This window comes from Mycobacterium sp. DBP42, from assembly GCF_005924235.1.
In the GTDB taxonomy this organism is placed as follows: domain Bacteria; phylum Actinomycetota; class Actinomycetes; order Mycobacteriales; family Mycobacteriaceae; genus Mycobacterium; species Mycobacterium syngnathidarum.
Window position 1 is genome coordinate 42,576 of record NZ_VCMY01000040.1, and the last position, 13,817, is coordinate 56,392.

13 protein-coding genes and 1 pseudogene are annotated in these 13,817 nt (G+C 64.4%); 8 read left to right on the forward strand and 6 right to left on the reverse strand.

The window, feature by feature from the left end; all coding sequences use genetic code 11:
* Positions 1-7: 7 nt before the first annotated feature.
* Genes E0T84_RS25730 through E0T84_RS25755 form a run of 6 tightly spaced genes read left to right on the forward strand, consistent with a single transcriptional unit; the run spans position 8 to position 7,977 of the window.
* On the forward strand, positions 8-1,285 hold the full coding sequence (locus E0T84_RS25730; protein WP_070188407.1) for an MCE family protein: 1,278 nt from the start codon (positions 8-10) through the stop codon (positions 1,283-1,285).
* Positions 1,282-2,307: an MCE family protein gene (locus E0T84_RS25735; protein WP_070188408.1), complete on the forward strand. Its 1,026-nt coding sequence runs from the start codon at positions 1,282-1,284 to the stop codon at positions 2,305-2,307. The genes E0T84_RS25730 and E0T84_RS25735 overlap by 4 nt, the downstream gene beginning before the upstream one ends.
* On the forward strand, positions 2,307-3,389 hold the full coding sequence (locus E0T84_RS25740; RefSeq protein ID WP_070188431.1) for an MCE family protein: 1,083 nt from the start codon (positions 2,307-2,309) through the stop codon (positions 3,387-3,389). The genes E0T84_RS25735 and E0T84_RS25740 overlap by 1 nt, the downstream gene beginning before the upstream one ends.
* Positions 3,389-4,867 carry an MCE family protein gene (locus tag E0T84_RS25745; protein ID WP_070188409.1) on the forward strand — a complete coding sequence of 493 codons (1,479 nt, stop codon included), beginning with the start codon at positions 3,389-3,391 and terminating at the stop codon, positions 4,865-4,867. Before E0T84_RS25740 ends, E0T84_RS25745 begins: the two co-directional genes overlap by 1 nt.
* Positions 4,864-6,234 (forward strand): MCE family protein, encoded by a 1,371-nt coding sequence (locus tag E0T84_RS25750; RefSeq protein ID WP_070188410.1) that lies wholly within the window; start codon positions 4,864-4,866, stop codon positions 6,232-6,234. The genes E0T84_RS25745 and E0T84_RS25750 overlap by 4 nt, the downstream gene beginning before the upstream one ends.
* Complete coding sequence (locus tag E0T84_RS25755; RefSeq protein ID WP_070188411.1) at positions 6,235-7,977, forward strand: MCE family protein; 1,743 nt, start codon at positions 6,235-6,237, stop codon at positions 7,975-7,977.
* A 91-nt stretch (positions 7,978-8,068) separates the two neighbouring features.
* Here E0T84_RS25755 and E0T84_RS25760 read toward each other — a convergent pair whose 3' ends face one another.
* Positions 8,069-8,578 (reverse strand): hypothetical protein, encoded by a 510-nt coding sequence (locus E0T84_RS25760; RefSeq protein WP_070188412.1) that lies wholly within the window; start codon positions 8,576-8,578, stop codon positions 8,069-8,071.
* A gap of 215 nt (positions 8,579-8,793) precedes the next feature.
* On the opposite strand from E0T84_RS25760, the gene E0T84_RS25765 reads away from it, so the two are divergent.
* A complete protein-coding gene (locus tag E0T84_RS25765; RefSeq protein WP_070188432.1) occupies positions 8,794-9,165 on the forward strand; it encodes a hypothetical protein in 372 nt (123 codons plus the stop codon).
* Positions 9,166-9,245: 80 nt separating this feature from the next.
* On the opposite strand, the gene E0T84_RS25770 is transcribed toward E0T84_RS25765, so the two are convergent.
* From E0T84_RS25770 to E0T84_RS25780, 3 genes are all read right to left on the reverse strand, one after another.
* The gene (locus E0T84_RS25770; RefSeq protein WP_234998499.1) at positions 9,246-9,695 is read right to left on the reverse strand and encodes a hypothetical protein; all 450 of its coding nucleotides are present in this window, start codon (positions 9,693-9,695) and stop codon (positions 9,246-9,248) included.
* Positions 9,696-9,698: 3 nt separating this feature from the next.
* Entirely contained in the window at positions 9,699-10,172 is a 474-nt protein-coding gene (locus E0T84_RS25775; RefSeq protein WP_070188414.1) for a hypothetical protein, read from the reverse strand.
* A 169-nt stretch (positions 10,173-10,341) separates the two neighbouring features.
* Positions 10,342-11,634, reverse strand: coding sequence for a cytochrome P450 (locus tag E0T84_RS25780; protein ID WP_070188415.1), 1,293 nt, complete (start codon positions 11,632-11,634; stop codon positions 10,342-10,344).
* A gap of 188 nt (positions 11,635-11,822) precedes the next feature.
* Between E0T84_RS25780 and E0T84_RS25785 the strand changes: the two genes are divergently transcribed.
* On the forward strand, positions 11,823-12,428 hold the full coding sequence (locus E0T84_RS25785) for a TetR/AcrR family transcriptional regulator (RefSeq protein ID WP_070188416.1): 606 nt from the start codon (positions 11,823-11,825) through the stop codon (positions 12,426-12,428).
* 81 nt (positions 12,429-12,509) lie between these two features.
* Here E0T84_RS25785 and E0T84_RS25790 read toward each other — a convergent pair whose 3' ends face one another.
* Both E0T84_RS25790 and E0T84_RS25795 read right to left on the reverse strand, forming a co-directional pair.
* A complete protein-coding gene (locus E0T84_RS25790) occupies positions 12,510-13,655 on the reverse strand; it encodes a thiolase family protein (RefSeq protein ID WP_070188417.1) in 1,146 nt (381 codons plus the stop codon).
* A gap of 8 nt (positions 13,656-13,663) precedes the next feature.
* Positions 13,664-13,817 (reverse strand): annotated as a pseudogene (locus E0T84_RS25795) (DNA-binding protein); the annotation flags it as partial.

A 13,817-nucleotide genomic window follows, 5' to 3' on the forward strand; every position in this document is an offset into this window, starting at 1 on the left:
AGACGAGTTGACACGAAACGTTGGACCGGGCCCAGCCCACCGGTCCGAAACCACAAGTAGCGCATCGCCGGTGGCAGCCCGTCCCGGGCGTAGCTTCGGCGCGCGGGGCTCCGCACGGCCACTGGCCGGTCTGGCGACCGTCGTCGCGATAGGCCTGATCTTCGCCCTCGCGGTCGCATTGTTCCGCGGCAGCTTCACCAAGACCGAGCCGATCACCCTGATCTCCGATCGGGCCGGTCTGGTGATGAACCCGGACGCCAAGGTGAAGATGCGGGGCGTTCAGGTCGGGACCGTCAGCTCGATCGAGCAGCGCCCCGACGGCAAGGCCGTGTTGCACCTCGCGATGAACCCGGCGCAGCTTCGCCTGATCCCCGGAAACGTCCAGGCTGACATCGCCTCGACCACGGTGTTCGGTGCCAAGTACGTTCAGCTCGTCGCCCCGGACAATCCCTCGTCCGAGAAACTGCGCCCCGGTCAGACACTCCAGGGCGACCATGTCACCGTCGAGATGAACACGGTCTTCCAACAACTCACCAATGTCTTGGACAAGATCGACCCGGCCAAGCTCAACGAGACCTTGGGCGCGCTGTCGTCGGCCTTCTCCGGCCGCGGCGAGGCGATGGGGCAGTCCCTGTCCGACTTCAACGCGGTGCTGAAGAAGATCGAGCCGAGCTTGCCCAACCTGACCGGCGACATCGAGAGCATGGCGGCGGTGTCGCGCGCCTACGGCGACGCGGCGCCGGACCTGCTCAAGACCGTCGAGAACACCAACAAGCTCAGCGACAGCATCGTGGCCGAGCAGAACAACCTGGACAACTTCCTGGTCAGCTCGATCGGCCTGGCCGATACGGGCAACGAAGTCATCGGCGGCAACCGGCAGGCGCTCAGTACCACGCTGAACCTGTTGGCGCCCACCACCGATCTGCTCAACGAGTACGCCCCCGGCATCGAATGCGGCCTGAAAGGCATGAACTACATGGCTCACACGCCACCACAGCCGGAACCCGGTGTCGTGGTGAACGTGGCCTTCACTCTGGGCATCGAGCGGTACCGATACCCGCAAAACCTCCCGAAGGTGGCGGCCAAGGGTGGTCCACACTGTATGGGCCTGCCTTACATCGGATTCGGCAACAAGTCCAAGTACCTGGTCATGGACACCAACGCCAACCCGTGGAAGTACGGCAACCAGGGCATCCTGTTGAACTCGGACGGACTCAAGCAGATGCTGTTCGGCCCGCTGGACGGCCCGCCCCGTAACACCATGCAGATCGGACAACCGGGATGAAACGCGGCAAAGGCACATTCATCAAGTTCGCGTCCTTCGCCGTGGTGATGGCGGTCCTCACCGCCTTCCTGTTCATGACGTTCTCGGAGTACCGCGGCGGTTCCTACTCGGGCTACTCGGCAGTCTTCGGTGACGCCTCGCGACTGGAGGCAGGAGATTCGGTGCGGGTGGCCGGCGTCCGGGTCGGAACGGTGAAAAGCGTTTCGCTGCAACCGGACAAGTCGGTGAAGGTGGATTTCGACACCGACCGCAGCGTCGCGCTGACCACCAGCACCAAGGTCGCCGTCCGCTACCTGAACCTGGTGGGGGATCGCTACCTGGAACTGATCGACAGCCCCGGCTCGACCAAGCTCCTGCCGGCCGGATCTCAGATTCCCCAGGACCGCACCGCGAGCGCGCTCGACCTGGATCTGTTGCTCGGCGGCCTGCGCCCGGTGATCCAGGGGCTCAACCCCCAGGACGTCAACGCGCTGACGTCGTCGCTCATCCAGATCTTCCAAGGGCAGGGCGACACCCTGGACTCGCTGCTGAGCAAGACCTCGTCGTTCTCGAACACGTTGGCCAACAACGATCAGGTGATCCAGCAGTTGATCGACAACCTGAACTCGGTGGTCGGCACGATCGCCAAGGACGGCAAGAAATTCGACGGCACCGTCGATCGCCTCGAACAGTTGATCAGTGGCCTGTCGCAGGATCGTGACCCGCTGGGCACGGCGGTGACGCAGCTGGACAACGGAACGGCTTCGCTGGCAAGCCTGCTCACCGAGGCACGGCCGCCGCTGAAGGGCACCGTCGATCAGATGAACCGACTGGCGCCGTTGCTCGATGACCACCAGATCGTTCTCGACCGGGGTCTGCAGAAGGCCCCCGACAACTTCCGCAAGTTGGCCCGGCTGGGCTCCTACGGCAGCTGGATCATGTACTACATCTGCGGACTTTCCATCCGTGTCACCGATCTGCAGGGGCGCACCGCGCACTTCCCGATGATCAAACAAGAAGGCGGGAGGTGCGCGGAGCCCTGATGCTCAAGTACCGCGAATCAAACCTGATCAAGGCAGGTTTCATCGGTGTCGTGCTGATGATGCTCGTCATCGCCGTCGGGTTGCAGCCCGAGCGGCTGCAGCAATGGGCCTCCTCGGTGCGCCACCAGGCGCTGTTCACCGAGGCCGGCGGGATCGCCGCCGGCAACGACGTGACACTTTCGGGGATCAAGATCGGTTCGGTCACCGACGTGTCGTTGGAGAACGGCGACGCGCTGGTCACGTTCACCACGGAAGGCAAGTACCCCCTGGGATCGCTGACCACGGCGCACATCCGCACCGGTTCACTGCTGGGCGAGCGGGTGCTGACGTTGGAGTCCGACGGTGGCGGCACCTTGCGCACCACGGATGTGATTCCGACGTCGCGTACCTCGTCGCCGTACTCGCTGACCGACGCTGTCAGTGACCTCACCACCAATTCGGCGGGTACCGACACGGCTTCGCTCAACCAGTCCCTGGACACCCTGTCGGCGACCATCGATCAGGTCGCACCGAAGCTCGGGCCGACATTCGACGGTCTGAGCCGGCTGTCGAAATCGATCAACGGCCGCAACGAGAGCCTGGCCAGCTTGCTCAAGAGCGCCAGCGACGTGACCGTGGTGCTGTCACAGCGCAGCGATCAGCTGAACACGTTGATCCTCAACGCCAATGATCTGCTCGGGGTGCTCAACGACCGGCGCCAGGCCATCGTTGATCTGCTGGCCAACACCGCAGCCGTCTCGCAGCAACTGTCCGGCCTCGTCGCCGACAACGAGGCACAGCTGGCGCCGACGCTCAAGAGGCTCAACTCGGTGACCGCAATGCTGGAACGCAACCGCGACAACATCACCAAGGCGTTGCCGAACATGAACAAGTTCCAGTTGTCTCAGGCCGAGACCCTGGCGAACGGGGCGTACTACAACGCTTATGTGCCCAACCTGCAACCGGCCCAGCTGCTGCAGCCGTTCTTCGACTATGCCTTCGGATTCAGGCGCGGAACCAATGCCGGTCAGCCACCGGACAATGCCGGCCCGCGTGCTGAATTCCCAATGCCCTACAACGGAATTCCCGGAGGTTCACGCTGATGAACCGCAGTCGTCTCGGTAAATGGCTTGCGGTGGCGTTGGTGGCGCTGCTGGTCGTCGGCGCGGCAGTTGTGCTGCGTCAGGCCTTCTTCGGGCAGAAGACCTTCTCCGCTCTCTTCACTTCGGCCACCGGTGTCTATCCCGGTGACGATGTCCGGGTCTCCGGCGTCAAGGTCGGCACGATCGAGTCCATCAAACCCGAGGGCACCCAGACCCGGGTGACCCTCAAGGTCGACCATGACGTGCCGATACCCGCCGATGCCAAAGCGGTGATCGTGGCCCAGAACTTGGTGGCCGCGCGTTATGTGCAGCTCGCGCCGGCCTACCGGTCGAGTGGTCCGACGCTGCCTGACGACGCGGTGATCGGCCTGGACCGCACCGCGGTTCCGGTCGAGTGGGACCAGGTCAAAGAACAGCTGATGCGGTTGTCCACCGACCTCGGACCGCAGAGCGGTGTCGACGGGACCTCGGTGTCCCGGTTCATCAACAGCACGGCCGACGCGATGGCCGGCAACGGCGACAAACTGCGGCAGACGATTTCGCAGTTGTCCGGTGTTGCCCGGGTCTTGGCCGAGGGCAGTGGCAACATCGTCGACATCATCAAAAACCTCCAGACGTTCGTGACCGCCTTGCGGGACAGCAACCAGCAGGTAGTGCAGTTCCAGAACAGGTTGGCCACCCTGACCAGCGTGGTCGACGGCAGCCGGTCGGATCTCGATGCGGCATTGACCAACCTGTCGGTGGCGGTCGTCGATGTGCAGCGGTTCGTCGCGGGAAGCCGTGACCAGACTTCCGAGCAGGTCCAGCGCCTGGCGAATGTCACTCAGAACCTGGTCGACAACAAGATGCACATCGAGCAACTGCTCCACGTGGCGCCCAACGCATTCATGAACGGGTACAACATCTACAACCCGGACTCAGGTAGCCCGGTCGGTCAGTTCGTGATGAACAACTTCTCCAACCCGGTCGAGTTCGTCTGCGGCGCCATCGGCGCCGTCGAGAACACCACCGCGCCCGAGACCGCGAAACTCTGCTCGCAGTATCTCGGGCCGGCGTTGCGGCTGATCAATTTCAACTACCTGCCGTTCCCGATCACGCCCTACCTGATGCCATCGGCCAGCCCCGAGATGATCGAGTACTCCGAGCCGCGGCTGGCACCCGGCGGTGAGGGTGGGGAGCCCACGCCGCCCGAGACGCCGCCGGCGATCTCGGCGTACAACCCCGGTCCGGAGCCACCACCGCCGTTCACCGGCCGCGCGCCCGGCGTGCCGCCGCCAGGCGCCCAGCAGCTACTGCCCGGCGGTGAGTACTATCCGCCCAACATGCCGAACACAGTGTCGGACATGCTCAATCCGACTGCCGGACAACCGGGCCCGCCACCGGGACCTGCGCCAGGTCCCCTGGCCGCCGAAGCGTCGGCACCGGAAGCGCCGGCACCCGAAGCGCCGTTACCACCAGAAGGGACGCCGCCAGCATGATCAGGGACAAGCGGCTGCGGCTGGCGATCGCCACCGGGTCCTGCGTTGCGCTCACCGCGAGCGGATGCGCCTTCCAAGGCGTAAACTCGCTGCCCCTGCCCGGGGCAGTGGGCCGCGGCGCGGACTCCAGCGTCTACCACGTCGAAATCGCGAATGTGGCTACGCTGGAACCGAATTCGCCGGTGATGATGAACGATGTCGTCGTCGGTAGTGTGCGCAGCCTGTCGGTGAGGGACTGGCACGCCGACGTCGAGTTCTCGGTGAAACCCGGCGTCGTGGTGCCGGCCAACGTCGTGGCCAGCATCGGACAGACCAGCCTTCTGGGCTCGATGCACCTGGCGATCAATGCGCCTGCCGGTGAGGCTCCCCGCGGGAAACTCCAGCCGGGAACGACGATTGCGCTGAACAACTCGTCGACCTATCCGACGACCGAGCAGACGTTGTCATCGCTGGCCGCGGTGGTGAACGGGGGCGGTCTCGGCCAGATGGGCGACATCATCCACAACTTCAGCGCCGCGATCAACGGCCGGGAAACTGACTTCCGTGACCTGCTGACCCGGCTGGATACGTTCGTGGGCGCCCTGGATGCCCAGCGCGACAACATCGTTGCTTCCATTCAGGGCTTGAATCAGCTGGCCTCTACCTTCGCCGGACAGCGTGATGTCATCACCCGGGCATTGGAGAAGATCCCGCCCGCACTCGACGTCTTGATCAAAGAGCGACCGAGATTCACCACGGCGCTGCAGAAGCTCGGGACCTTCAGCGCCACCGCCAACCAATTCGTCAACGATTCGCAGGCCGATCTGGTCAGAAACCTGAAGAATCTGGAGCCCGCGCTGAAGGCCTTGGCCAACGTCGGGCCGGACCTGGCTTCGGTGCTCGAATATGCGCCGCATTTCCCGTTCACCCAGAGCTTCATGGACCGGGTGATCCGCGGCGACTATTACAACCTGTTCGCGTACTTCGACATGACCATTCCGCATCTCAAGCGCAGCCTGATGATGGGAACGCGATGGGAGCAGGGAGACGCCCAAAACGCTCCGGTGCCCGGGGATCCGAGCTATCTGAACTACACGTATGACCCGCTCAAGACCGGGGTCAACCCGCCACCACCGGATGCGTTCCCGCCGGCTCCGGACGCACCGCCGCCACCGGATGTTCCACCTCCCACCTATGCAGGTCCGGTGCTACCCGTGGTACCGCCGGCGCCGATGACCATGCCCGGGGGAGCACCCCAACCGGTGAACCCCTCCAGCGGGTCGACCTCAGTTTTCGCGGGACCGTATGCGCAGCAAGGCGGTTCGGCGCCCAGTGATCAACCGCCGGCACCTACTGCTCCTACTCCACCGACAGGGGGTGGCGGATAAATGCTCACCCGCTTCATCCGGACTCAGCTGATTCTCTTCACCGTCGCATCTGTCGTCGGTGTGGCCGTCATGCTGTTCGCCTATATGCAGGTGCCCACGCTGCTCGGCATCGGACGCATCACGGTGAAGTTGGAACTGCCGGCCACCGGCGGGCTGTACCAATTCAGCAATGTCACCTACCGCGGATCCCAGATCGGCAAGGTCACTTCGGTGGAGTTGACCGAGAAGGGGGCCGAGGCGACCCTGTCTTTGGACCGTTCCCCGAAGGTGCCTGCAGACCTGGCGGCTGAGGTCCGGAGCATGTCGGCGGTCGGCGAGCAGTACGTCGAGTTGTTGCCGCGCACCAATTCTGGGCCGTATCTGGAGAACGGCTCGGTCATCATGATGTCCGACACCAAGATCCCACAGCAGGTCGGCCCGATGCTCGATCAGCTCAGTGCGCTGGTGGACACCATCCCGAAGGACAAGCTCAGCCAGCTGCTGGACGAGTCCTACAACGCGTTCAACGGCACCGGCTACGACTTCGGCTCGCTGCTGGACTCGGCATCGACGATCACCAGGGACTCCAACGCCGTCTCCGATCAGACACGGGCGTTGATCGACGACTCCAAGCCCTTCCTCGATGCACAGGCTCAGACCACCGATTCGATCCGGACCTGGGCGGCCAGCATGGCTGGTATCACCGGGCAGGTCGCCGAGAACGATCCCGAGATTCGATCACTGCTGCGCAACGGTCCGGGTTTCGCTCAGGAAACCACCAAGCTGCTCGAGCAGATCAAGCCGACGTTGCCAATCCTGCTGGCGAATCTGACCACGTTCGGTCAGATCGCGGTCACCTACAACCCGTCGATCGAGCAACTGCTGGTGTTGTTGCCGCCGTACGTCGCTCAGCTGCAGACGTACTCGCACACCAACAACACGAGCGGTCTGCCGATGGCCGACTTCTCGCTGGGCCTGGGGGATCCGCCGACCTGCACGGTGGGCTTCCTCCCGCCTTCGGCCTGGCGCTCACCGGCCGATACCACCGTGATCGACACTCCCGACGACATCTACTGCAAGCTGCCACAGGATTCCCCGATCGGCGTTCGCGGTGCCCGCAACTACCCGTGTATGGCGCATCCGGGCAAGCGCGCGCCCACGGTTGAATTGTGCAACGACCCCAAGGGTTTCCAGCCGCTCGCGCAGCGCCAGCATGCCCTCGGCCCCTACCCGCTCGACCCCAATCTGATCGCCCAGGGCATACCTCCGGATACCCGGGTGCTGCCTGACGAGAAGATCTTCGGGCCGCTCGGCGGCACTCCGCTGCCAACGGGGGTCACCGCCCCGCCACCGGGTGCGGCACCCGAGCCGCAGCCGGCGCCGAGTTTCGCCGGGACGGGTCCTGGCCCGCTGCTGCCGGGGCAGCCGATGTACCTGGAGCCGCCGGTGCCCGGCGTGCCACCGCCTCCGGCAGGTGATCCCAACGCGGTTCCGGTGCCTGAGGCGCATACGCCGCAAGCCACCGAGCTTCCGTCGGTCCCGCACGGCCAAGGGGTGTTTCCGGATGCTCCGGAGCTTCCCATGCCCGCGGAACCTGGCGTGGCCCCGAGCGCATTCAAGGGTGATGCCGGAAATGGGCCGTCGGTGGCGATTGCCAAGTACAACCCGCGCACGGGGGAGTACATGGGCAGTGACGGCAATCTGTACAAGCAGACGGATCTGGTGTCCACACCCAAGACGTGGCAGGACCTGATGCCGACCTAGCGTGCAATGCATGAGAACTGGCCACGGGCAATCGCCCGTGGCCAGTTCTCTTTTCTGTCTTCAGTTTTCGTTCCGGGCATGCCGAGAGGATCTACGCAAGCTTCATATAGAACGGCATGCGAACCACTGGCCACTGGTTGCGTCCACACGAACCGCTGGGGCCCTTGGTCACGTCCTCGCCGGCGTATTCGTTCGAGGATGTGTCCACGTGCCCGTCGAAGCCCACCGGGTAGAACTTGTACACCTGCATGCCCTCGACGGGGGTGCCGTCGGCACAAAAACGCCAGTTGGGTACCACGCGCTTGACATACCAGAGACCGTTCGTGGTGTAGACCGGTGCGGACCAGCCGGCGTCGCTGTTGACCGTGCCGCTGCATTCGGTGGGCGAGATGCACTGGGTCGAGATCGTCCAGGTGCTCACCACCCGCGGTTGCTCCTCGTAGCGGTCGTTGATCTTGGCCCATGCGCCATTCGACGACGTGGCGAAGGTGCCGTTGATACCCCACTGCTCGCCTGCGACCGCAGGCGAGGCGCCGCTCAGGCTGACCGTCGCCGCAGCGGCGATTGCCACCGCACCGGCACGTACCCGGGTGACTGACATGAACGCTCCTTCTGGCCGACCTGATCGCCTGGTAGCCATGTTCTCAGTTTGGGAGAATATCACTATCAACAGTCGGTCCACGGTGGATTCGGTTCCGTGGGACCCGTGGTCGCGGGGTGTGGGAGAGCTGCGGCGGGACCCATCGTAGTAATATTCTCCAAAATCGAGAGTTTAATTTCCAGCTATGCGAAAGTGGCAACGTGCGTGTGACGGTGATGGCGACCGCTTCAGTGATTGTCGCCGGGATGCTGGCTGCCCCGCAGGCAAATGCGGGACCGCAGACATGTAATGACGCGTTTTGCACGCCGGGAATCAATCCCAATGCGGTACTCGGCGCGCCGTGTGACAACACGTCCTACTACGTGTTCGGTGTCGATGCGCGCAATGGGTGGGGCCGGCTGCTGTTCTGCGGCTCGCCGCGGCGCTATGAGCCACGGTGGTTCCGCTCGCCCCCCATGGTGGGTGTCAGGGACGAGAACAGCCTGTGCATCAACGAGCAGAACTCGGTGGCGCAGGCGCCGGACGGGTTGTTCCTGAGCTGTGTTCCGATGAACGGCGAGACCCGATGGCTGCGCGGCGACGCCTGAGTCGCCACGACGCAGAAAACACTTGAGGCGACGCATATTGCGTCGCCTCAAGTGTCTTGGCGTTTGACCGTGAAGCCGGGTTACCAATTCCGGATCGAACACAGCGCACCCTTGGGGCCGCTGTCGGTCTTGACCACCACACCGTCGACTGCCAATTTGCAGTTGAACCCGGGGGTCGGAAAGTTCGGCGACTCACCACTCTGCACCAGCACCATGGCCCACAGGTCTGGATCGGCCAGCATGGTGTCCAACACCCACGGTTTGTCCGGCGCGACATCGACATCGACTCGTGGGCTGAATTGGTACGGATTGTGGCTGTAGTCCGAGAAGATCGCGGGCTCACTGTCGCGGTAGTAGATGTGCACCCAGTACGGCGCGTCGGTGGTCACCGTGTACTGCACGTGGTGCAGCGGCGGACCGGGGGGCGGCGGTGGGTCATCGGCGAATGCCGGTGCGGCAGTGGCGACCGCGCCGGCTGCCAGCGCGGTGGCAGCGGCAGCGGCGAGCATCCGGACGAGGGGGTGGCGCATCGATCACATCCTCGTCAAGGTGAACGGGTAGGTAAAGGAGCCGCCGGGCGCGCCGTCACAGCCGGCGTCGAACGACGAGACCATCTCGCCGGCAAGGGTGTTCGCGTCCCACGTGTAGACGTCGTGGGTCGGGATGGTGGGACCGTAGTAGATGTCCCCGCAGCGCAGGCCGTAGAACTCATCGATCGTCAAGGTGTAGCGACCGTCGACCAATCTTGCGTCCCCGGTGTTGGGGACCGCTTTGGCGACCGGTTGCGGGATCGTCCGGATGGTGATGCAGTCCTTCACAAAAATGTCGGTCCCGGGTTCGTGGCACGGTGTGATCGCCGACCAGATCCAGGTGTGGAAATCGCGGCGATCCGGAATGTTGAGGTTGTAGTTGCCGAAGTACATGGCCTGCGAGGGCGGCGCCAATGCGATTGCTGTCCCCAACCCGAGCGCGGCGCTCATCGCCACGCGGATCAAGCTGGATTTCACAGGCACACCTCCACGGATCAGGCACTGGTCGGCTGACTATAGAACGTGATCAGGCTTCAGCGTGCTGAAACCGGAATCTCGTCTTCGCCAGTGAGATTGTCATTCTCGTAATCGGAGAATAGCAAATGCGGCGAAGACGAGATCCGCGGAATCGGCCTTCGGGAGGTTGTCAGCGCACGGGCTTGAACCTGATATGGACATCGGTCAAGCCGCGCAGGATGAACGTCGGCTCGTAGTTGTAACGGCGATCGTCGGCGGGGCCGTGAAACTCCTCGTCGATGGTGATATCGGCCATCCGGTCCAGGATCCGCTCCAGCGAGACTCGACCCTCGACGCGCGCCAGGGGGCCACCGGGGCAGCTGTGCACGCCACGGCCGAAGGCGATGTGCTCACGCACGTTCTTGCGATCCAGGCTGAAGGTGTGCGGGTCTTCGAACCGGACCGGGTCCCGGTTCACCGCGCCCGGGCAGACCATCATCGTGGTGCCGGCCGGTACGTCGATGTCGCCGAGCGTGGTGTTCTTCTTGGCGAGCCGGAACTGGCTCTTGACCGGTGCGTCCATCCGCAGTGCCTCCTCGACGAAGGTCGGGATCCGGCTCCGGTCGTCGCGCAGGGCCTGCTGGATGTCCGGACGGTCGCCGAGCACTCGAAGCGACGCGGACAGCAGTTTGGTGGTGGTCTCCTGCCCGGCCGCGAAAAGGAAGGTTGCCGACCGAACCACCTCGATGACAGGAGGTACGGATCCGTCCGGGTAGTTCGCGGTGGCGAGTGCCGTCAGCACGTCGTCTCGAGGTTCTTTGCGCCGGTCTTCAAGGTAGCTGATGAACTTCTCGTCGAGCCATTCCAATGGATTGCTGGCAACGAGATCGCCGTCGAGGGAGCCGACCTGAGCTCCGGGCCGGGGGGCGCCGAGCACCGTGCGGAACTCCTCGTGGTCCTCTTCGGGCACGCCGAGCATGTCCGCGATCACCAAGAGCGAGAAGGGCTTTGCGTAGGCGCTGAGGAACTCGCATTTGCCGTCGGCGATGAAGTCGTCGAGGCACTGGTCGGCCAGCCGCCACATGAAGTCCTCGTTCTCCTTGAGCCGGCGCGGTGTGAGCAGCCGATTGAGCAGGGAACGGGCGTTGGTGTGGTCGGGCGGGTCCATCGTGACCATGTGTTCGAACATCGGCATCTGCGGGCGGTGCGCAGCGATCTGCTCGGTGATGTCGTCGCCCTCGGGGGTGAAGGGCAGGGGCGGGAACGGTCCGGCCACCGCGATACAGGAGGAGTAGGTGTCGGTGTCCTTGAGGACCGTGGTGGCCTCCTCGAACCCGGTGATCGCCATGACGCCGTAGTTCGGCTCCGTCACGACGGGGCACTTGCTGCGCAGGTGGTCGAAGTACGGGTGCGGGTCGGGTACCAGCGACGGGTCGGTGAAGTAATCGACGGTGTCGTAATCGGTCGTGCTGGAATCGCTCATGGTGTGTGCTGCCTCCCGAAATCGATATGCGCTGCGGTGGTTTCGCGACGGGCTGCACCGCGCGAAGAATTTTCGAAAATTGCTGAGCACCTGCTTAGCATGGCGGTAGAGTCGTGGTCAAGATCACCTGGCTGGGCGAAAGTTACGATCAGCCAGACATCGTCGGGGACATGTTGTGAGGAGGATCGATGGCATCGGCGCGAAGGATCGGGGCGCCGGACGCGAAGAACCGGATCGTGCTGCTCGACGCCGCTGAGGCGCTCATGATCGAGGAGGGGTACGTCGCGGTGACGTCCCGCCGGGTGGCCGAGCGGGCCGGTCTCAAGCCCCAGTTGGTGCACTACTACTTCCGCACGATGGACGACCTGTTCCTGGCGGTGTTCACGCGGCGTGCCGAGGAGGGGTTGGCGGCGCAGGCCGCAGCCCTGAACTCGCCGCAGCCGCTTTGGGCGCTGTGGCGATTCGGCACCGACCCGAGTGCAACGCGCTTGACGATGGAGATGACGGGGCTCGCCAACCACCGGCCGGCGCTGCGTGCGGAGATCGGCCGCTACGCCGAGCTGTTCCGCGAAGCGGAGACCAACGCGATCGACGGGGCGCTGCGGCGCTACGGCGTCGAGGCGTCCGAGGTGCCGCCCATCGTCTGGACTTTCATCGCCGCCAGCGTGTCTCGGGTGATGGTCATGGAGCAGGCGCTGGGCATGACGGCAGGGCATGCCGAGGTGATGAAGTTCTGCGAGGACTGGCTGCGGCGCCTGGAAGGCGAACCGCAGCCGTTGGAACTGCCGGCCTGACACCCGACCCTGCGCGAGCAGACGTGAATGTCCCCCGAACCGATGGTTGCGGAGGACAATCACGTCTGCTCGCCAGGGGAACTAGAGCGACAAGATGGTGGCCGAGGCCGTGCCGGGTGCGCCGTAGACCTGGGCCAGGCCGACACGGGGGCTGCCAGGCACTTGGCGTTCCCCGGCCTCGCCACGGAGCTGGCGTACCAGTTCGTGCATCTGGCGCAGCCCCGAGGCGCCGATGGGCTCGCCGTTGGCGATCAGGCCGCCGTCGGTGTTGACCGGGATCGAGCCGCCGATCTCGGTGGCGCCGTCGGCCAGCAGCTTCTCCTGCTCACCGTCGGCACACAGCCCGGTCTCGGCCATGTGGATCACCTCGGCGCCGGCGTCGGTGTCCTGCAGCTGGGCGATGTCCACGTCCTCGGGCCCGATGCCCGCGGCTTCGTAGGCGGCCTTGGCGGCGAACACCGTCGGTGAGGGATCCTCGTCGAGCGGAGCCGAGGTGGCATGGACCTCGTACGCACCGAATGTTCGGGTCCGGATCTCGCTGGCGCGCACGTACACCGGCTTGTCGGTGTATTTGTGGGCGATGTCGGCGCGGCACATGATCACCGCGGCCGCGCCTTCGTCGGGTGCACAGAACATGTACTGCCGCAGCGGGTAGTTCAGCACCGGCGAGGCCATGATCTCCTCGACCGCGATCTCCTTGCGCCGGAACGCGTTCGGGTTCTTCTCGCCGTTGCGGAAGTTCTTGTTGGCCACCCGCGCCAGCGTCTCCTCGGAGATGTTGTGCTTGTGGATGTAATGGTTGGCCTTCATCCCGAAGAACTTGGTGGTGACGAACTGGCCGTTCTCGGCATACCACTGCGGCAGGGCGAGTTTGGCCGGGTCGTCGGTGAACGCGCCGCGGGGGTGCTTGTCCAGGCCGATCGCGATCCCGATGTCGTACTTGCCCAATCGGATCGTGTCGGCGGTCTGCTGGATCGCGCTGGCGGCAGTGGCGCATGCGTTGAACACGTTGGTGAACGTGATGCCGGTCAGCCCCACCAGGCGGGTGACCGCGTCGGGGTTCGACACCTCGTAGCTGCCGCCGAAGCCGAACTGGATGTCTTTCCACTGAAGGCCCGCGTCCTCGAGCGCGAATTGGATTGCCTCGGCGCCCATTTGCATCGCGGTCTTGTCGAACCGGCCGAAGGGGTGCAGGCCCACGCCGATGATGGCGACGTCATTGGTCATGGCAATCCTCAGATGGGTTGGAAGGCGAAGGTGACAATCTCGTTGCCGTCTTCGTCGGTGGTGAACGGGATCATGGTGAGTTCGACGTCCATGCCGAATTGCAGTTTCGTCGGGTCGTTTTCGGTGAGTCGGCCTTCGACGCGGATGACGGGGCCGGTGTCG